Source organism: Bacilliculturomica massiliensis (assembly GCF_900605495.1).
GTDB classification, from domain to species: Bacteria; Bacillota; Clostridia; order Peptostreptococcales; family Anaerovoracaceae; genus Bacilliculturomica; species Bacilliculturomica massiliensis.
Genome location: NZ_LR027603.1, coordinates 701,661 through 721,546 on the forward strand (window position 1 = coordinate 701,661; position 19,886 = coordinate 721,546).

A 19,886-nucleotide genomic window follows, 5' to 3' on the forward strand; every position below is an offset into this window, starting at 1 on the left:
TTACTCTAAAGATCCGCCGCCGATGGGCTATTTAAAGACCGCCGGGAACAATACTTCACTGTGGATCGACGACCTGCCGGAAGCGGACTCCCGGATGTGGATCGTTGATCTGCCGGGAGCGGATACTCTGCCGCGGCAGTCTCGGAACAAGCAGGCGGGGCGGCAGTAATGCCGCCCCGCCTGGGAATCTGCGCTCCCGCCGAATAAAAACTGACGATCAGATGGTCAATTGGGGAAAACTGGCCGTCTGTTGGAGCAGGTTTGCGCCGGCGTCTTTTATTTCACCGCCGCGGTCACAAAGTGTTCCAGCATGACTGCGACCTGTGCGCGGGTGGCAAGACCTGCGGGATCCAGAGTGCCGTCGGTGTTGCCGCGGAGGATGCCCGCGCTGCAGGCCCATTCCAGGGCCGGAACGGCCCACTGGCTGGCCTCCTGAATGTCGGGGTAGGAGAGAATGCTGGTGTCCTCGCCCGCAGAGACGTCCATCCCTTCGTACTTGGCGTAGTTTTGGAGCATGACCGCCAGTTCCTGTCTGGTGACGGCCCGGTCCGCGTCAAATATCCCGTGGCCGGTCCCGGCGGCGATCCCATTTTTTGCCGCCCAGGCCACACCGTTGGCATACCACGTCTCATTAGCCACATCGCGGAAGCCAGCGTCGCCAGCGTCGGGCGTTCCGGCCATGTGGCAGAGCACTGTGACCAGCATGGCGCGGGTCATGGGCTGCTCCGGGGAAAAGGTGCGGGGCGCGGTGCCCTTGAACAGTCCCCGAGCTCCGGTGAAATCGGCGTATTCCTTCGCCCAGTGACTGTTCATATCGTCAAAGAGCCCCCTGCGGGTCTCCACCCGCAGCCTGGCATCGCCGTCCAGCCGGACGTAAACTTTTCCGTCTGCTACCAGCGAATAGACTATCGGTTCCGCTGTACCGTCCGACAGGACCTGCAGGGCCACCGTACCGTCGATCACCGGAAAAGAGACCGTCGCAGGCGCGGACACACCGCGGGGAAGGTCTACAGTGGCTGCTGCTTCGCCGCTTTTGGGAATGTCGGCACTGATTTTGGTACCGTCCGCCCGCCGTTCAGTATAAGTCTTGTCTCCCTGAGCGGTGGTGGCTGTTTCGGTTTTTGTGCCGTCAGGAGTGGTGACGGTCTCCTTTTTGGAGCCGTCTTTTTTCGTCTCCACTACGATCTGGGTGCCGTCCTTGAACTTGGTGGTCTCAGTGACGGTGCCGGTGATCTTGTCCGTGATCGTGGTGGTGATGGAGCCGTCCGGATTGGTAGTGGTGCCTGCAGAGCTGCCGCCGCCCGAACCGCCTCCGCTGCCGGGATTGCCGGAGCCGCTGCCTGTGTACTCCCAGTGGGCGAAGAAATCGGCGTCTGCATAAAAAGCAGTATCTGTAGTCACCGCGGTGCCGCCGGCAGCTTCGGTGAACCAGCCCTCGAAACGATAACTGCCGCTGCGGGTGGGCGTGGGCAGAGAGGACAGCATGAAATTGTCGTCCGGGCCGATGGTGATGCTGGCGGGCGTCACCGTGCCGCCGTTGGGATGAAAGGTGATGACGGCGGGCGGCTCAGGGTTGTCTGGTCCATCGGCCAGGACGATGGTATGATCTGCATCTCTATATATCGCTTTCAGGTTTGGCTCGCCGGTGTGGATGTACCGCGCGTCACCTTCGTCTGCGCCTGTGGCGAGGATGTTGGCATCCCCGGCCGTTTTGCGGTCAAAGGGCAGGACCACGTGGACGCTGGAGCCGTGGATCAGGTGCCCGGCGCTGTCGATGGAAAAGCTGGCCACGCCGTTGGTAACGGAGCTTCCGGTGAGGACGACGCCATAGTGTGCACCGCCGGCGGTACCGCCGATCCTGGCCGCGCCGGTCACGGTGACGCTTTTCCCGCCGTCGACTGCAGCGTTGTTAGTGCTTCCGCCGCCATAGACGTTCTGGATCACTGTGCCGCCTACGGTGACGGCGGCGCTGCCCTTGACCTGGCTGCCGCCGTTGCCGCCGCCATAGATGTTTGTGCTGACCGTGCCGCCTTCTTTGACGATGACTTCTGTATCTCCTTCAACGGAAGATCCTCGGGCAGAGGCTCCGCCGTAGACGCTTCCGCTCACCTCTGCGCCGCTTTCGATGGTGACTCTGGTATTCCTGCCGATGACCGCACTGCCCATGCCAGGAACACCAGCTCCGCCGCCGTAGACGCTGCCTGCTATCTCGCCGCCCACCGTCACGGCGGTATCCCTGACTATCGTGCCGCGGTAGTCGTTGCCGCCGTAGACGTCTCCAGCCACCTGCGCGCTGTTTTTGACGGTGACCATGGCGCTTCCGCTGACCGTACCGCTGTAGTTGCCGCCGTAGACGTTTCCAGCCACCTGCGCGCCGTTTTCGACGGTGACCATGGAGCTGCCGCCGACCTTGCCGCTGCTGCGGCCGCCTCCGTAGACATTCTGGGTCACTACGCCGCCATTTTCGACAATGACCACGCTGTCTCCGCCGATCTCAGCGTTATCGTTGCCGCCGCAAACTTCGCTGCCCACAGTGCCGCCGATATGGACGGTGGATTTGCCGCTGATCTTGTCGATACCCCCGAACACGCTTCCGTCTACCTGAGCGCCGTTTCTGACGGTGACCTCCGTATCGCCGTAGACAACACCACCACCCATGCCGTGAGTGCCGCCGTAGACCGATCCGCCGACCCCCCCTCCGGATGTGATGGTCACTTTCACCGTATTGTTCTTGCCCGCAGTGCCAACGCTGCCGCCCTGACCGCCGCCGTAGACGTTGGTGGTCACCGTACCGCTGATGACGGTCTCGGTATTACCGACTACTGTGCTGCTGCTGGTGCCGCCGCCGTAGACGTAGCCTATCGTACTTCCGGCTGCGACGGTGACTTTTGTATTTCCTTCGACTTTGCTGTCTGAACCCCCGTTGCCGCCGTGGACGCCAAGAGACACCGTGCTGCCGGCGACGGTGACTTCCGTATTGCCGGCGACTCTGCCGTTGCCGCCCCCGTAGACACTGCCTGTCACGGCGCTGCCGGTGATCGATACCATGGTGCTGCCGCCGACTCCGGCTTGGGCGGTCCCAGAGCTGTAGCCTCCGCCGCAGACGCCGTCTGTTACAGTACTGTCGCTGATGGTGACGCTGGTGCTGCCGCTGACATTGGCGTCGGCGGAATCGCCGTAGCCGCCGCCGTAGATCTCCTTGACCCGGCCGCCCTTCATGGTGACGCTGGTGCCGCCCCCCACGTTGCTGCTGTTGCTGCCGCCGTAAATCTCCCAGCTTGAGAGGTTGTAGCCCGTGTCGGCGGCGCCGGCCGGGGCGCCGGGGCCCTCGATGGTCAGGGGCGTATATCCGCCGGCAGATCCCATCGTGCGGTATTCCACAATGGTGTAAGTGGTCTCGCCTGCCGTGCCGCCCGCTCTCAGCCGGAGATCAAGGCCGTTGGCGAAGATCCGGGAATTGGCCGCGTCAGCCGTGGGCGCCAGCGCGTTGGCCGCCAGAGCCGGAGCGGGGATCAGGGCCGCCAGAAGCAGGCAGGCAAGAGCCGCGGCCAGAGTGCTGCGGACGGGCCTGGGGTCCGTCTGCCGTGGCCGCCTGCTCTGCCGGATAATCCGGGATAATTTCTTCATCGTTGATTTCATTCGTTTCTTCCTCCTTTTACTTTACAGATACCGCTGTGCCGTCTTCTTTTCGAGGATACTGGCAGATGCCCACCTCCAGAGCTTTGACCCGCTCCAGATGGAAGTCCGCAAAGGCGCAGCACCAGCATTCGTGGTCGGGATCGGCCAGAAGAGTGTACCGCCGCGCCGTCCAGCAGGGACAGCCCTGGTGGGGCCATACGCTTTCGCCGGGCTTTGGCGCGGGAAACAGCTCGTATTCCGGCCGGTCACTGAAAATCGTGCGCAGCTCCATCTTATCCGCCCTGTGGTCTCCGCGGTATTCCGTGAAAGGGGCTTTTCTAGCTGGCCCGGGCCGCGTCTTCGTCATTTTTGCTGTTTCGCACCTCCCCTCTGATAGTGGGTATACATTTTGTCAAAGCATAAAATCCCCATTGAGAGCCCCGTAAAGGGCTCTTTTTTGTGCGCAAAAAGCCGCTCCCACTGTTTGACAAAAACTATGGTTTTCGTTAAAATGAATAAAACATTCTGCCAGTATTGTAGCGTAATTTTCGCAAAAAAGAGCGCGTTACACGTACTTGGTAGCTGAAAACACGTAGATTGCATTTTCGGCGGAGAAAAGGAGGGGGAGCAAGGTGCGGTTTGCCCTGTGCGACGACAATATTGAGGAACTGGAGCGTATCGGAGGACAGGTCGCGGACTATTTGGCCGGGCGGCCGGAACTGGACGGCTCCCTGCGGTGCTTTCAGTCCGCCTATGATCTGATCGACTGTATCCGCGGCCGGGGCGAGTTTGACGCTTATCTTCTGGACGTGATGATGCCTCACATGAACGGGATCGAGCTGGGGCGGGCCATCCGGGAGGCGGGCGGCAAGGCGCCCATCGTCTATCTTACCTCGTCCCCGGATTACGCGGTGGAATCTTACCGGGTGCGGGCCTATGACTACCTTTTAAAGCCGGTGGACGGGGACGCGCTGGCGGCCCTGATGGACAAGCTGACGGCGGAGCTTCAGGCGGGCCGGGAGACGCCGCTGCTGGTGCGCACCAGAGAGCAGGTGACGCCCGTCTATCCCGGCGAGCTGTGCTACGTCCGGGTGCGGGATCACGTGCTGGAGTATCACATGGCAGACGGCAGGGTGGTGGAGAGCGGGACTCTGAGGGAGTCTTTCGCCCAGACCGCCGCGCCGCTGCTGGGGGACGGACGCTTTGTGAAGATCAGCGTCAGCCACATCGTGAATATGAGCTTTGTACAAAAGCTGACGGGCAGCAGTTTTACCATGCGGGACGGCGCGGTGCTGCGCATCTCCCGCGCTCTGGCGTCCTCGGTCAGGGAAACTTATGTGGAGTATATACTGGAACGGGGCAAGCCGTCCCAGACCGGCATATAGAAAGGTGGACGCCATGCAGTATGAAAAAAACAGGTCTGTGCCGGGAGAGGCTCCGGGACGCATGTGGGGGTGGGTGATGGCGCTGGGGTATCTGGTTCTGGCATTAGCGGCGCTGGCGCTGTTCCATTCCTACACCGTGACGGATGCGGAGCAGCTGTACCTGACTCCCACGTTTGCCGACGGCAGGGGCTGGGATATCTGTAGGCCCGACGGAGCGGGCGGGTACGAGGAACTCACTCCCAAAGAGGCCGCGGAGACGGCGGGAACGGTCTATCTCTCCCGGGTGCTGGATCCCGCCTATGAAGCTGCGGGCTATACAACGCTGGAATTGGATGGACCGGTCAGCGTCTTTCTGGACGGGAGACTGCTCTACACCACGGCCCCCGGGTCCGGAGAGAAAGCGGAGGACGTGAAGATGCCCCCGGGCTACGAAGTGCCGGCCGCAGGAGAGATCCCACGGCTTACGCTGCCTCCGGGCTGGGGAGGCAGGACGCTGACGCTGGTCTTTGAACGGACGGAGAATTCTTTTGGGACGCCCGGGGTGATCCTGTCCAGCCGGGCGGTGGAAGACGCCCTCGCCGCCGTTCAGGCGAACCGGACCGGGATGCCTGCGGCGGCCTACATGACCGCCGCCTTTCTGCTTCTGGGGCTGTTTCTCTACAGCGGTTTTCAGGGCCGGTGGGACTGGCCCATGCTGCTGCTCACGCTGGCGGCGTCGTTGCAGGCGTTCTATGGGCTTCGGGAATACGGTCTCCGGCTGCTGTATCATTCGGCGCTGGATATTCGGGCGGCGGCGCTGATCCCGCCCCTCTTTGCGGCGCTGCCTCTGGCGTATCTGCTGTGCCGGATGGAGGGGGGCCGAAGGGGCTGGCGGACGGTTCTTGTTCTGGCGCCCGCCGCCGTCGCTCTGCTGCCGGAGGTCTGCTATCTGATCTCTCTGCCTCTGCCGGGCGGATGGGGGACGGTCTGCAGACAGGCGCTCTGTCTCTCCATCGCCGCCGTGCTGGTGTGCGCCGTGCTGGAGGCGCGGGCCGGAAACCGGACGTTCCGATTCTTTCTGGCGGGGCTGGGGGCGCTGGCTTCGGTGCTGGCGGCGGGCTGCCTGTTTTCCGGCGGCCTTGCGGGCTACACGTTCTCCGTGATCTCGCTGGCGGCCCGCGGCATGCCCACACTGCTCTTTTACTGGTGCGGCGCGGCGCTGTTCGTGCTGTGCGCCGGCATGAGCGTGGGGGATGCGGTCTGGCGCATGGCGGAAAATCGGGTCAGGGCGGACATGCTCTCCATGCAGATATCCGCTCTGCGCCGTCAGGCGGCTACCATCCGGGAAAACGAAACGCGGTTTGCCACCATCCGGCACGATATCCGCTTTTATATGCAGAACATCGGTTCACTGCTGCAGAACGGCAGGCCGGAGGAGGCGCTGCGCTTCGTCCGGCAGTACGACGAAAGCATCCTGTCTACCAGACGGCGGCGCTGGTGTGAGAATACCGTTTTGGACGCGATCCTCAGCACCTGTCTGGAGCCGGCGGAGCAGCATGGCATCGCGGTCAGCGCCCGGCTGGACATACCGGAGGATCTGCCCGTGGACATCGTGGAGCTTGCCACGGTGTTTGCCAACGCCATCGAAAATGCCGTCAACGCCTGCCGAAGCCAGCCGGAGGGGGAGACCCGGCGCATCGAACTGACTGCCGTGACGGAGCCGCAGTTTGCCATTGAGATCGCAAACACCTTTTCCGGGCAGGTGCGCTTCGGGCGGGACGGACTGCCGGTGTCGGACGAACCGGGCCACGGGTTCGGCACCCGAAGCATTGCGGATTATGCCCGCCGACACGGAGCCAGTTTCCATTACAAAGTGAAGGACGGGGTCTTCCGGCTGTATCTGCTGTCCGGTTCGGAGCCGCCCGCCGCCGGCGAAGCCGGGGAACAAAGCGGAGAATGCGGACCGATGCTTTCGTAAAGCCTAGGGGCCCTGCCGGCGGAGTTTTGCGCAGAGGGCGGATAAAACGGCCTTCGGCGGCGTTTCCAAAGGGCGTAATATTCGCCGATATTCCTTGAAACCATCCGGTTTTATTGCTATAATGAGTTTGTTGTGTGGTTTTAGAAACCGGCCGTCCCCGAGGCCTGCCAGATTATGTGTGATCCGGCCGCGGGAGGGGGCCAATCGTTATACCATATCCTTCGATTTTTCGGCTTTGCCGCAGGGTTGGATATGGTGGGGCGGCGCCCGAGGGCTGTCCCAAGTTAAAATTTAGGAGGAGAAGAGTATGACGTGCAAGAAAAGCGAATGCCAGTGCGGCGGGAACGCTGCTCAGGACTTCAGCGAGCTGGCTCCCGTACTTGACAAGTACGCAAAGGTGCCGGGTAGTCTGATCACGATCCTGCAGAAGGCGCAGGATATTTATGGATTCCTGTCCATCGACGTGATCAACCATATTTCGGAGGCCACCGGCATCAAACCGGCGAAGATCTACGGCGTAGCCACATTCTACGCTCAGTTCCGCCTGCAGCCCATCGGCAAGTACCTGATTATGCTCTGCAAGGGCACGGCCTGCCACGTAAACGGCGCGGACATGATCGAGGAAGCGGTCTGCGAGCATCTGAATATCCAGGACGGCGAGACGACGGAAGACGGCCTGTTCACGCTGAACAACGTGGCGTGTCTGGGATGCTGCAGTCTGGCGCCCGTCATGATGATCAAGACAAACGACGGCGAGGAGACCTTCGGCAACCTGACCAAGGATAAGGTAAAGGCGATCCTCGACGATTATAGAGCGAAGGAAGCGTAGGAGGTAGGACTATGAAAGTAATGATAGGACAGGGCAGCTGCGGCGTAGCCACAGGCGCGAAGAAAACCTCCAATGAGTTTGAGAAGCTCGTGGCGGAAAAGGGCCTGAAAAATGTTGTCATAGATAAGACCGGGTGTATCGGTACCTGTTATCTGGAACCTATCGTCGACGTGTACGACGACAACGGCGCGCTGGAGACCAGATACGTGAAGGTCCAGCCGGAGAAGGTGGCCGAGATCGTGGAAAAGCATCTGATCGGCGGCAAGCCGGTGGAAGAGTATGCGATCTCCGACGTAGACAAGACTTTTCTTGAAAAACAGAAGAGGATCGTTCTGAGAAACTGCGGCGTCATCAATCCGGAACACATCGAAGAATACATCGCCAGAGGCGGTTATGAATCCGTGAAAAAGGTCGTGACCTCCATGACCCAGGATGAAGTGATCGACGTCATCAAGGTATCCGGACTGAAAGGCCGCGGCGGCGCGGGCTTCCCCACCTGGTTCAAGTGGAACGAGGCGAAGAAAAATCCGGGCGCCAATAAATATATGGTCTGCAACGCCGACGAGGGCGACCCGGGCGCGTTTATGGACAGAAGCGTTCTGGAGGGCGATCCCCACTCCCTCATCGAGGGCATGACCATCGGCGGTTTTGCCATGGGCGCCACGGAAGGCGTCATCTACGTCCGTGCGGAATATCCGCTGGCCATCGCCAGACTGGAGATCGCCATGGCTCAGGCCAGAGAAAAAGGTTTTCTGGGCAAGAATCTGTTTGGGACGAATTTCAGCTTCGATATCCGCATCAAGGCCGGCGCGGGAGCTTTCGTGTGCGGCGAGGAGACCGCGCTCATCGCGTCCCTGGAAGGCGAGAGAGGAATGCCCCGCCTGAAGCCGCCCTTCCCGGCAGCCAAGGGTTATTGGCAGAAGCCGACCAATATCAACAATGTAGAGACCTTCGCCAACGTGCCGTGGATCCTGGCCAACGGCGGAGAAGCCTTCGCCGCCATGGGCACGGACAACAGCAAGGGCACGAAGGTGTTCGCTCTGGCCGGAAAGATCAAGAAGGGCGGACTGGTGGAAGTTCCCATGGGCCTGCCTCTGAAGGAAGTTATTTTCGGCATCGGCGGAAGGATCAAGCAGGATAAACAGTTCAAGGCCGTGCAGATGGGCGGTCCTTCCGGCGGATGTATCCCCGCGGACCTCATCGACACTCCCGTGAGCTATGAGGATATCACGAAGACGGGAGCCATCGTCGGTTCCGGCGGTATGATCGTCATGGACGAGACCACCTGCATGGTCGACATGGCCAGATACTTCCTGGACTTTACCAGAAAGGAATCCTGCGGCAAGTGCAACTACTGCCGGATCGGAACGAAGAGAATGCTGGAGATCCTGGAACGGATCACCAGAGGCGAGGGAAGAGACGGCGACATCGAGCTGCTGGAAGAACTGGCCAATAAGGTCAAGGACGGTTCCATGTGCGGTCTGGGACAGACGGCCCCCAACCCGGTGCTGACTACCATCCGCTATTTCAGGAACGAATACGAGGATCATATCTACAACCACAAATGTACGGCGAAGTCCTGCAAGGCTCTGATCCGCTTTACGATCAGCGACGCCTGCAAGGGATGTACTCTCTGTGCGAAGAAGTGTCCGGTGGGCGCGATCACAGGCAGCGTAAAACAGCGCCACGTGATCGACCCGGATAAGTGCATCAAGTGCGGCAAGTGCGAGGAGTCCTGCAACTTCGGCGCTGTCGTGAGAGAGTAGGAGGTTAAACTGATGAATAAATTCAGATTAAATATCGACGGAAAAGAGGTGTTTGGCCTTCCCGGTCAGACGATCCTGGAAGTCGCGAGAGAAAACGATATCTTCATTCCCACTCTCTGCTATGACGAAAGGACCGAGATCTACGGATCCTGCGGCATCTGTATGGTAGAGGTGGAGGGAAACCCCAAGATGTGCAAGGCCTGCGCCACCACCATCGGCCCCAACATGGTGATCCGCACCGACACAGACAGGGTCATCGAATCGAGAAAGACCAATCTGGAGCTGCTGCTGTCCAATCACGTGGGAGACTGCAGACCGCCCTGCGTGCTGGCATGTCCGGCGCAGACGGACTGCCAGGGCTATGTGGGTCTGATCGCCAACGGAGAATTCGAGGCGGCCATCGAGCTGATCAAGGAAAAAATTCCCCTTCCCGGCTCCATCGGCAGAGTATGTCCCCATCCCTGCGAGGAGCACTGCCGCAGAAGGCTGATCGATGAACCGATCTCCATCGCGTGGCTGAAGCGCTTTGCGGCTGACACCGACATGTTCGGCGACGATCCCTTCATGCCGGAGATCGCTCCCGAGACTGGCAAGAGCGTGGCGGTCATCGGCGGAGGCCCCTACGGACTGTCCATGGCTTATTTCCTGAGAAGAAAGGGCCACGACGTGACGATCTTCGAGGCTATGCCGAAACTGGGCGGTATGCTGCGCTACGGTATTCCGGAGTATCGTCTGCCCAAAGAAGTGCTGGACGAGGAGATCTTCCTCATCGAGAGAATGGGCGTCGACATGCGTCCCAACACCAGGATCGGAAAGGATATTCCCTTCCAGACCATTCTGGACGATTTTGACGCGGTCTGTCTGGGCATCGGAGCCTGGGTCTCCACGGGCGTGGGCTGCAAGGGCGAGGACGCGGAAGGCGTCATCGGCGGCATCGACTTCCTGAGAAAGGTCGTCAGAAACGAAGAGATCAAGCTGGGCAAAAACGTGGCCATCGTGGGCGGCGGCAACACCGCCATGGACGCCTGCAGAACGGCCGTCAGACTGGGCGCGGAGAAGGTGTACAACATCTACAGACGTACCAAGGACGAGATGCCTGCGGATATGGTGGAGATCGAAGAGGCCGAGGAAGAGGGCGTTATCTTCAAGAATCTGACCAACCCCATCGAGGTGAAAAAAGATAAGAACGGTCATGTGAAGCAGGTAGTTCTGCAGGTCATGGAGCTGGGCGAGCCCGACGCTTCCGGCAGAAGAGCGCCTGTTCCCGTGAAGGGAAAGACGGAGACTCTGGAGATCGACACTATGATCCTGGCCATCGGTCAGGCGGTCAATCCGGAAGGCTTTGACGGACTGGAACTGACCAGAAAGAAGGGCATCGTATACGATAAGGAGACCTTCATGACCAGTATCCCGGGCGTATTCGCCGGCGGAGACTGCGGAAACGACAAGATCTCCATCGCTGTAGAGTCCATCGCCGACGCCAAGAAGGGCTGCGAAGTAGTAGACGCTTATCTGAACGGAGAGGACGTAGCCTACAGAAAGCCCTATACGGTGGAGAGAGACGATATAACCGAGAAGACCTTTGAAGACAGAGAACGTCAGTGCCGTCCGGCCATGGATCAGCTGACGGCTGAGCAGAGAAAGGATAACTTCACAGAGGTCGTCTTCGGCTACGACGAGGATCAGGCCATGGAGGACGCCTCCAGATGTCTGGAATGCGGCTGCCACGACTACTTCGAGTGCAAGCTCATCGACTTTGCGAACCAGTACGACGTAAAACCGGACCGTCTGGCGGGGGATAAGAACCGCATCGAGTTTGAGGACGATCATCCGTTTATCATGAGAGATCCCAACAAGTGCATCCTGTGCGGTCTGTGCGTTCGCGTCTGCGACGAGGTCATGGGCATCGGCGCGCTGGGTCTGGTCAACAGAGGATTTGACACGGTAGTCAAGCCCTGTCTGGAAATGCCGCTGGCAGAATCCGGCTGTATCTCCTGCGGACAGTGCGTGAGCGTCTGCCCCACGGGCGCGCTGGGCGAGCGTCTGACCATCGACAAGGCGGTTCCGCTGGCTACAGAGTGCACGGACACCACCTGTTCCTTCTGCTCCGTGGGATGCAGCCTGCATCTGGAGACCTACGGCGATCTGCTGATCAAGTCCGTTCCGGATAAGGAAGGTGCTGTGAATAAGGGCCTGCTCTGCGGAAAGGGCAAGTTCGGATTCGACTGCGCCGAACTGGAAGGCAAGCTGCTGGATCCCATGATCAAAGAGGACGGCGAGTTCGAGCCCACCGATTACCATGAAGCTCTGGTGATGACGGCCAAGAAGGCGCAGTCCATCGGCGCGAAATACGGAAAGGACGCCGTTGCGGTATCTATTTCCGACAGATATACCAACGAGGAGGCGTACGCCATCAAGAAGTTTGCCGGCGCGATCGGAGCCAGAACGCTGTGCTTCAATCACAGAGAGAGCGGGATCGCCAAGGTCCTGAACACCGGTTACGACGCTTCCCCCAACACCATCGACGAGCTGCTGTCCACGGAAGTGATCCTGGTGGCGGGCTTTGAGACTACAAAGAACCCCATCATCGAGCTGAAGATCCGCCAGGCGGCGAAGAACGGAGCTAAGGTGGTCCTCATCAATCCTGAGGAGTACAATCAGGATAAATACTTCAGCTACGCGGCGAAGGTGGTTTATACCAAGAACGACGTGACCTTCCTGCAGGGCGTTGCCAAGGCTCTGATCGACATGGGAAAGGGAGCCAGTGTGGAAGGCTTTGAAGCCTTCGCCAAGAGCGTGGAGAAGACCAAGGTGAGCAAGGACGCCGCCGAGGTCGCTGGACTGTACGCCGGAGCGAAGAAGGCTATGATCGTGTTCCAGCAGAATCTGGTCACTGTGGAAGCGGCGACGCTGCTGGCAGACATCGCTGTGATCTCCGGCCATATCGGAACGCCGAGAGACGGAATTCTGCAGGTGAAGGTGAAGAACAACAGCCAGGGTCTGATCGATCTGGGCGTGCGCGCGGGCAAGGAAGCCATGGAAGGCGTCAAAGCCCTGCTGTGCTTCGGAGAAGACCCGGATCCCGCAGACCTGCCCGAGCTGGAGTTCCTCATGGTGTCCGACACCCATATGACAGGAACCGCGGAGAAAGCAGACGTCATCCTGCCGGGTACGGGCTTTGCATCCGCCGACGGCACCTTTACCAACACGGAGAGAAGACTCCAGGCGGTGGAGAGAGCCGTGTTTGAAGACGTTGTCTTCAGCAACTGGGAACTGGCTGCAGAGCTGGCCCACGTCTTTGAAGTGGAGATGGAGTTCGAGGATGAGGCCGACATTTCCGAGGAGATGGACGACATGCTGATCTCCTACAAATACGCGGAGATCGGAGAGATCCTGGGCGGCGTGCTGCCCTGTGAAGATCCGGTCCTCATGCCGGTGAAGAAGGCTGCTTTCGTGGAAGAGATGAAGAATACAGATAATCTGATGAACGTCATCGACGAGAGATTGCCGAAGCCTGCGGTGTAGGAACAGATAACGTGCAGAACTGATCTGCCCGCGTCCGCCTGACGGCGCAGGGACTGCCGCCGGGCCGTGAACGATCACGGTTCGGGGCGGCGGTCCGGCGCCCCTTTCCGGCGACGATCACGGTTCGGGGCGGCGGTCCGGCGCCCCTTTCCGGCGGCGCGGGCAATGATGATCGGATCGGAGGTATGCCATGCTTTGCGGTGTAAAATTCTGCGGCGGCTGCAACCCCAGATACAACAGAGAAAAGGCATATGAACGGATAAAGCTGTGCTTTGCGCAGGGAGGCTCCGGCGCAGTTTCGCCGGGCGGCGCGGACGATGAAGCGGATCGGACCGGAGAGTTCCTCCTGTTCGATTTTGCAAGGGAAGGCGTTCCCTGCGATATTCTTCTGGTCATCGGCGGCTGTCCCGCCTGCTGCGCTTCCTGTTCGCAGTACGACGTGAAGGGCGGCGTGCTGAAGATGTGGGAAGAGGAGCAGGTGGAAGAAATCATCGAAAAATTAAATCAGGAATATACAAAGAGAGCGGTTTCCATATGAGACCGCTTTTTTGTATGCTTCCCGTGGGCTGAACAAAGGAAGGAGCCCGGAGGATAATGGGTTGCGAAATTAATAATTATGCATTATAATAATTAAATATAAAAAAATAAAGACGGCCGCGGCAAAAAGCGGCCCCTTATAATTGAATCCCGATTGTCTTTCAAACCGCAGTGTGGTACAATGTTGAAAAATGAGATAAAACGATTTATCTTGCGAAATGAAGAAGTTTTGCTCTCGTGGGTATGTGGGAGAAGAACCCACGGCCAAACCCCGGGCAAGGCGGAAAAGTTGTATGGAGGAGGAGCAACGAATGGATAAGATGCGGATCGGTATCGTGGGATGCGGCGACATCAGCGGGATCTACCTGAAAAATCTGACCGAGCTGTACCGTGAAGTGGAAGTGACTCACGTCTGCGACGTGATGGCGGAGAGAGCCAGAGGGGCTGCCGAAGAGCACGGGATCAGGAGATTCAGCACGGATATGAACGAGCTGGTGAACGATCCTCAGGTGGACATCGTTCTGAATCTGGGGCGGACCTTCGATCATTTCGGGATCTCCGCCGCGGCTCTGAACGCGGGGAAGCACGTGTACTCGGAAAAGCCTCTGGGCATTACCTTTGAAGAGGGCAAAGCTCTGGTGGATCTGGCGGAGGAAAAGGGGCTGCTTCTGGGCTGCGCGCCGGATACGTTTCTGGGCGGAGCCTTCCAGACCTGCAGGAAGATCATTGAGAGCGGCATGATCGGAGATCTGATCGGCGCGTCGGCTTTCATGGTCTGCCGCGGCCACGAATCCTGGCATCCCAATCCGGACTTTTATTATAAGCCGGGCGGCGGCCCCATGCTGGATATGGGTCCCTACTACATAACGACGCTGGTCAATCTCATGGGCGGCATCAAGAGCGTTTCGGGCATGGCGAAAAAGTCTTTCCCCGTGCGCACCATCACCAGCGAACCGCGCTTCGGCGAGACCATCGAAGTGGAGGTGGAAACCCATGTCAACGGTCTCATGGAGTTTGAGAACGGCGCCGTGGGAAACATTCTGACCACTTTTGACGTCTATCATTCCAAGGCTCCTTCCATCGAGATCTACGGCTCCGAGGGGACGCTTCAGGTGCCGGATCCCGACTGGTTTGGCGGGGAGATTAAACTTTACCGTCCGGAGACGGAAGACTATTCGGTCATTCCCTCCATGTTCCCCTACGACGGAAACTGCCGGGGACTGGGCCTTGCCGACATGGCCAAGGCTGTTCAGACGGGACGTGAGATGCGGGTCAGCGGCCGGCGGGCCCTCCACGTGCTTGAGGTCATGTGCGGCTTTATCAAGAGCAGCGAGGAAAGGCGGACTGTGGATATCGGGACGGGCTACACGAAGCCGGCGCTGATGAAGAGCACAGGGCTTGCGGGGATCCTGGATTAGTGCCGGCGGCGGACGGCGGACAACAGGAAGGCTGCGGCGAGGACGCCGACTGCCCGGGGACGGGGCGGCGGAGAGCACAGACAGAACCGCAGACGGATCAGAAGAAGATGGATCAGAAGCAGACTGATCAAAAGCAGACGGATCAGAAACAGAAGACTGATGGAGTAGAGACCGATAGAATGGAGGCGGTTGGAAGATGGAAAAAGTTATCAGGATAGGCGCGGTGGGCTGCGGGCAGATCGCTCAGATCATGCACCTGCCTTATCTGCAGGATTCGGAGCACTTTCAGATACAGGCCCTCTCGGATATGTCGCCGGCGCTGCTGGAAAAGGTGGGCCGCAAGTACGGAGTGCCGGAAGAGCGCAGATACACGGATTACGACAGGATGATCCAGTCGGAGGACGTGGACGCCGTGCTGATCTGCAATAAAGATCATTACGGGCCGGCCATGAAGGCGGCCAGATGCGGAAAGCACATCTTTGTGGAAAAGCCTCTGGCTTTCAGCACCAGAGAGGCCGGGGAGATCGCCCAAGCGGCCAGGAAAAACGGCGTGAAGGTCCTGGTGGGCTATATGAAGTGCTACGATCCGGGTTTTACCTATGCGGCGGAAAAGATCAGGAAGATGGACAACATCTACCTGGCCAGATTTCACGATTTCTCCGGATCCTTCGATTATGTGGACAAGATCTACGACCTGTACGGCCGCGGCGACGTTCCAGCGGAGCTGTTCAAAGAGGGAAAAGACAGGGAGCGCCGGGGCATGATGGAAGAACTGGGCGAGGGCAGAGAAGCGCTGCTGCCGGCGTATTTCAATTTCATCTACGGGATCGTCCACGACACGGTGCTGCTGCGCCGTCTGTTCGGAAACGAGGGCAAAGTGCTGTACGCCGACGTTTTTAAGGAAGACAACATGTCGGTGCTGATGCAGTACGGCGACGTGAGGGTCAGTCTGGAGATCGGTTTCTCCGGCAGCATGCCCATCTGGGATGAGGACATCCACGTCTATTCGCCGGAGTGCAACGTTTCGGTGAAGTTCCCATTCCCGTATCTGAAGAACGCGCCCACAGTGGTCGGCGTGACGGAAAATGAACCCGGAACGGGGGCCAACCAGATCAAGTCCACGGTCAATTCCTTCGACGAGGCCTATCGCCTGGAGTGGCAGCATTTTTACGACTGTATCGTCAACGATAAAGAACCTATGACCAACGCGGAAGACGCGCTGCTGGATATCCGGCTGGCGGGGGACATCATGAGGGCGGTCAGGCTGTAGGGGCCTGAGACCGGGCCAATAACCTGCGATTGAACCGCTGCGGCTGTTGTCGGATGATGAGGCGCGGACCTTGTGGGATGAAAGTTTTTCACAATTCAGTCTATTGACTTTGATCGGGCGCGGCGGTATAATCGAAATAAGTAAAACGTTTTATCTCAAACGAATCAAGAGAAGGAGGATGTGCGAAATGTTAAAGAAGAAGATGGCATTGCTGCTCAGCGCCGCATTGGTGGCGGGAGCCGCGATGACCGGCTGCGGCGGCGGAGATTCATCCGGCGGCGATGCTGCGGGAGACAAAGAGCTCACCATTATGGCGGCAAGCATGCGTCTTGAATCCATGATCGACGGCTGGAATCAGATGATCACCAATTTCGAGGACGCCAACGAGGGCGTTAAGGTGAATCTGACCATGCAGGGCGAGTGGAGCGAGATCCCGCAGTATCTGGCGCAGGCCCGTATGGCGGGTCAGACCGTAGACTTTGTGAGAACATCCGGCGGCGTGATCCGTTCCACGCTGGCTCCCTCCGGCGCGCTGATGGACATCACGGACACCATGGCGCCCTACGCGGACCGCTTCGTGGAAGGTACGCTGGACAATTACACGGTAGGCGGCCATCTGTGGGGCATTCCCTACGGCGAGACCACGACCAGCTGCGTCTACTACAACAAGACCATGTTCGACGAGCTGGGACTGCAGGAGCCCAAGACGCTGGACGAGCTGGTCCACTGCGCCGATGTGATCAAGGAAAAGAAAGGCATCAAAAATGCATGGATCCACCAGGGCGCTATCGTGGATTACTGGCAGATGTGGTTTGAGGAGGCTTACGGCCAGACTTCCGGTCATGAATCCATCGCCAAAGCGGAGGACTGGCTGTCCGGCAACAGCAGCTTTGTGAACGACGAGACCGTGACCGCTTTCGCGAAGATCCGCGAGCTGTTTGACAGAGGCGTTCTGACCTCCGACAGTCTGGACACGGACGACACCGCCATGAAGGCTCTGTTCGCACAGCAGCAGGCGGCCATGTTCTACGGCGGTACCTGGGAGTATGCTCCCACGCTGGAGATCGTGGACGGCGCATTTGAGATCGGCGTGTTCCTGTGGCCGTCCCTGGGAGAGGGAATGTCCGCCCAGGCCTGCGGCGCAGCGGACGACGGCTTTGCCGTGGCGTCCAACTGCAACAAGGATAACTGGGATCTCATCGCCAAATTCCTGGATCACATGACTAACGAAGAGAGCGCCAACCTGACGCTGGGACCCATCCAGCCCATCATTCCGGTCATCAAGACCGTGCCTCCGGTGGATCTCCCCTGCGCGCAGGAGATGGTGAGCTTCATGCCCGATACCATCATGTTCCTGGATTGGCTGTGGCCCTCCGAGATCAACAACACCCTGGGCAACCAGATCGCCGGCGTAACAGCGGGACACATCACTCCGGAAGCGGCGGCTCAGGCTGTTCAGGACACCTACGAGAAGCTGGTCCGCGAGAACGATTACAGCTACAACTGGTATGACAAATGGACAGAGGATCAGTGGGCGGAGGTCACCCCTCCCGCAAAATAGCTTCGGCTGTTTGCAGTACGGATCCGCAGAATTTCAGACAGTGACTGCATCGCGCCGGCTTCCGGCGGGCGCGGTGCAAAACGGCAGGATGCGCGCGGACAGGAAACCGCGCGCATCCGAAATGAACTGCCGGGGAGCCGGCCCAAAGGCCGCCGGCAATTTCAGAGAAACAGAAAGGAAACGCTAGCCGTGCTTACAAAGAAAAGTAACAGTGTGACCCTGAATAACAAGCGGCTGAAGGACAAGATCTTTCCTTACGCTATGGTGGCGCCCAGCGTCATCATTTTCACCCTGTTTGCAGTTTATCCTTTTTTAATGGGTATTTATATCAGCTTTTTCCGGTGGGACGGACTTTCCGCAATGCAGTACGTCGGCACCCAGAATTATTCCAATGTTTTTATCGACAGCGATTACTGGACGGCGCTGAAGCACACATTTTTCTACGCCTTTTTCGTGACGGTGGGCAAGAACGTACTGGGCTTCATTCTGGCCAAACTGATGATGGATCTGGTCTTTGCCAAAGGCTTTTTCCGGACGATCACATACATGCCGGTCACTTTTTCCTATGTGGTGTGCGGCATGCTCTGGGCTTGGATATTCAATCCGACATTCGGACTTTTAAATAATTTCCTCTCTCTGGTGGGAGCCGACTCCCTCATCATGGGCTGGCTCAGCGATCCGAAAGTAGCGATCTATTCCGTCATGTGGGTCGACATCTGGAGATGGGCGGGCTTCCACATGGTGCTTTATCTGGCGGGTCTGCAGGCCATTCCCAAGGACTACTACGAGGCGGCGGAGATCGACGGCGCAGGTCCGGTCAGCAAGTTCTTCAAGATCACCATTCCTCAGCTGAACAGCGTTATCGTGCTGAACATTCTCATGGCGGTGACGGGCGCGCTGGTGAGCAATTACGACATCGTAAACGTCATGACCGGGGGCGGACCCTTCGGTTCCACGGAAGTGGCGCTGACCTATATTTACAGGAACGCGTTCGAGTTCTACAATCTGGGCAAAGCCAGCGCCATGAGCGTCATCCTGTTCGGACTGACGCTGATCTTCGGAGCCATCCAGATCTTCTCCATGACGCGGGACGAAAATTACGACAGCTAGGAGGGGCGTAGAAAAATGAACATGAATAAAGCGCTGAAAATCGTGGGAACGGTGCTGAAGGTCGTCGCTCTCGCCATCATCATCCTGCTGACCATCTATCCGCTGATCTGGATGATCTCCGGATCGCTGAAAGGTACGCAGGAATTTTACACCAATATCTGGGGCATTCCCGACGCGTGGAAGTTTGCCAACTACTCGGCGGCCTGGAGCCGTGCCGGTCTGGGCGTGAAATACATGAATTCCCTGATCGTTCTGGCAGTGACGCTGCTGGTGATCATCCCGGCGGTGGGCTGCGCGGCCTATGCCATTGCCAGGACTAATTTCAGATTTAAAAAAGCGGTGTATTCCTACCTGCTTCTGGGGCTGTGCATTCCCACCGGAGTGCTGGCGATCCCCATCTTTTCCGCGGCCCTGAATTTCGGGCTGGTGGACAAACTGTCGGGCATGATCCTGTTCGGGGCGGCCCAGTGCATGGCGTTTGGAACTTTTCTGCTGCGATCCTTCTTCATCTCGCTGCCGAAGAGTCTGGAGGAAGCGGCCATGATCGACGGCTGCACCCGATTCCAGAGCTTCCTGCGGGTGATCCTGCCCCTGGCAAAGCCCGGCGTTATGACGCTGGTGGTGCTGGACGGCATCACCGTCTGGAACGAATATCTGCTGGCCAGCGTGCTCCTTCGTACCGACGCGAAGATGACGCTGCCGCTGGGCATGAAGTCCTTCGCCGACAAGTATGTGACAGATTATCCGCAGCTTTTCGCGGGTCTGGTCATCGTGACGGTGCCCATGCTGATCATTTATGTATTCGCACAGCGCTCCTTCATCGAAGGAATGACCGCGGGCTCGGTCAAGCAGTAGAGACCGGCAGGACAGAAAAAATCACTGTGAAATTTAGAGGACGGTTGGAGACAGA

The 19,886-nt window shown here is 58.7% G+C and carries 14 protein-coding genes; 12 read left to right on the forward strand and 2 right to left on the reverse strand.

All coding sequences use genetic code 11. From position 1 onward, the window contains the following. The first annotated feature begins 22 nt into the window (after positions 1-22). The gene (locus E0E37_RS18575; RefSeq protein WP_165445342.1) at positions 23-169 is read left to right on the forward strand and encodes a hypothetical protein; all 147 of its coding nucleotides are present in this window, start codon (positions 23-25) and stop codon (positions 167-169) included. Between the two features lie 107 nt (positions 170-276). Here the strand turns inward: E0E37_RS18575 and E0E37_RS12575 are convergent, their stop codons facing one another. Then, the gene (locus E0E37_RS12575; protein WP_130863373.1) at positions 277-3,639 is read right to left on the reverse strand and encodes an S-layer homology domain-containing protein; all 3,363 of its coding nucleotides are present in this window, start codon (positions 3,637-3,639) and stop codon (positions 277-279) included. A gap of 16 nt (positions 3,640-3,655) precedes the next feature. Then, entirely contained in the window at positions 3,656-3,910 is a 255-nt protein-coding gene (locus E0E37_RS12580; protein ID WP_130863374.1) for a hypothetical protein, read from the reverse strand. Between the two features lie 340 nt (positions 3,911-4,250). Here E0E37_RS12580 and E0E37_RS12585 point away from each other — a divergent pair, with 340 nt between their 5' ends. The 11 genes from E0E37_RS12585 to E0E37_RS12635 all read left to right on the forward strand — a co-directional run bounded on the left by E0E37_RS12585 (position 4,251) and on the right by E0E37_RS12635 (position 19,831). Then, entirely contained in the window at positions 4,251-5,003 is a 753-nt protein-coding gene (locus E0E37_RS12585) for a LytR/AlgR family response regulator transcription factor (protein ID WP_165445343.1), read from the forward strand. A gap of 13 nt (positions 5,004-5,016) precedes the next feature. Beyond that, a complete protein-coding gene (locus tag E0E37_RS12590) occupies positions 5,017-6,960 on the forward strand; it encodes an ATP-binding protein (RefSeq protein WP_165445344.1) in 1,944 nt (647 codons plus the stop codon). A 307-nt stretch (positions 6,961-7,267) separates the two neighbouring features. Further along, complete coding sequence (gene nuoE, locus E0E37_RS12595; RefSeq protein WP_130863377.1) at positions 7,268-7,789, forward strand: NADH-quinone oxidoreductase subunit NuoE; 522 nt, start codon at positions 7,268-7,270, stop codon at positions 7,787-7,789. A gap of 11 nt (positions 7,790-7,800) precedes the next feature. Next, positions 7,801-9,555 (forward strand): NADH-quinone oxidoreductase subunit NuoF, encoded by a 1,755-nt coding sequence (locus tag E0E37_RS12600; protein WP_130863378.1) that lies wholly within the window; start codon positions 7,801-7,803, stop codon positions 9,553-9,555. A gap of 12 nt (positions 9,556-9,567) precedes the next feature. Beyond that, a complete protein-coding gene (locus E0E37_RS12605; RefSeq protein WP_130863379.1) occupies positions 9,568-13,080 on the forward strand; it encodes a molybdopterin-dependent oxidoreductase in 3,513 nt (1,170 codons plus the stop codon). A gap of 190 nt (positions 13,081-13,270) precedes the next feature. Further along, positions 13,271-13,618 (forward strand): hypothetical protein, encoded by a 348-nt coding sequence (locus tag E0E37_RS12610; RefSeq protein WP_130863380.1) that lies wholly within the window; start codon positions 13,271-13,273, stop codon positions 13,616-13,618. Positions 13,619-13,928: 310 nt separating this feature from the next. Continuing rightward, on the forward strand, positions 13,929-15,035 hold the full coding sequence (locus tag E0E37_RS12615) for a Gfo/Idh/MocA family protein (protein WP_130863381.1): 1,107 nt from the start codon (positions 13,929-13,931) through the stop codon (positions 15,033-15,035). A gap of 196 nt (positions 15,036-15,231) precedes the next feature. Further along, on the forward strand, positions 15,232-16,305 hold the full coding sequence (locus E0E37_RS12620; RefSeq protein WP_130863382.1) for a Gfo/Idh/MocA family protein: 1,074 nt from the start codon (positions 15,232-15,234) through the stop codon (positions 16,303-16,305). Between the two features lie 187 nt (positions 16,306-16,492). Next, a complete protein-coding gene (locus tag E0E37_RS12625) occupies positions 16,493-17,866 on the forward strand; it encodes an ABC transporter substrate-binding protein (RefSeq protein ID WP_165445345.1) in 1,374 nt (457 codons plus the stop codon). Between the two features lie 189 nt (positions 17,867-18,055). Continuing rightward, positions 18,056-18,976 carry a carbohydrate ABC transporter permease gene (locus E0E37_RS12630; protein ID WP_130863384.1) on the forward strand — a complete coding sequence of 307 codons (921 nt, stop codon included), beginning with the start codon at positions 18,056-18,058 and terminating at the stop codon, positions 18,974-18,976. A 15-nt stretch (positions 18,977-18,991) separates the two neighbouring features. Then, complete coding sequence (locus tag E0E37_RS12635) at positions 18,992-19,831, forward strand: carbohydrate ABC transporter permease (RefSeq protein WP_130863385.1); 840 nt, start codon at positions 18,992-18,994, stop codon at positions 19,829-19,831. Positions 19,832-19,886: the final 55 nt, after the last annotated feature.

What these genes read in the sequence shown, in the direction of transcription:
- E0E37_RS18575 (WP_165445342.1), top strand. Translation starts at nt 23, where the DNA reads ATGGGCTATTTAAAGACCGCCGGGAACAATACTTCACTGTGGATCGAC.
- E0E37_RS12575 (WP_130863373.1), bottom strand. Translation starts at nt 3,639, where the DNA reads ATGAAATCAACGATGAAGAAATTATCCCGGATTATCCGGCAGAGCAGG.
- E0E37_RS12580 (WP_130863374.1), bottom strand. Translation starts at nt 3,910, where the DNA reads ATGGAGCTGCGCACGATTTTCAGTGACCGGCCGGAATACGAGCTGTTT.
- E0E37_RS12590 (WP_165445344.1), top strand. Translation starts at nt 5,017, where the DNA reads ATGCAGTATGAAAAAAACAGGTCTGTGCCGGGAGAGGCTCCGGGACGC.
- nuoE (WP_130863377.1), top strand. Translation starts at nt 7,268, where the DNA reads ATGACGTGCAAGAAAAGCGAATGCCAGTGCGGCGGGAACGCTGCTCAG.
- E0E37_RS12600 (WP_130863378.1), top strand. Translation starts at nt 7,801, where the DNA reads ATGAAAGTAATGATAGGACAGGGCAGCTGCGGCGTAGCCACAGGCGCG.
- E0E37_RS12605 (WP_130863379.1), top strand. Translation starts at nt 9,568, where the DNA reads ATGAATAAATTCAGATTAAATATCGACGGAAAAGAGGTGTTTGGCCTT.
- E0E37_RS12610 (WP_130863380.1), top strand. Translation starts at nt 13,271, where the DNA reads ATGCTTTGCGGTGTAAAATTCTGCGGCGGCTGCAACCCCAGATACAAC.
- E0E37_RS12615 (WP_130863381.1), top strand. Translation starts at nt 13,929, where the DNA reads ATGGATAAGATGCGGATCGGTATCGTGGGATGCGGCGACATCAGCGGG.
- E0E37_RS12620 (WP_130863382.1), top strand. Translation starts at nt 15,232, where the DNA reads ATGGAAAAAGTTATCAGGATAGGCGCGGTGGGCTGCGGGCAGATCGCT.
- E0E37_RS12625 (WP_165445345.1), top strand. Translation starts at nt 16,493, where the DNA reads ATGTTAAAGAAGAAGATGGCATTGCTGCTCAGCGCCGCATTGGTGGCG.
- E0E37_RS12635 (WP_130863385.1), top strand. Translation starts at nt 18,992, where the DNA reads ATGAACATGAATAAAGCGCTGAAAATCGTGGGAACGGTGCTGAAGGTC.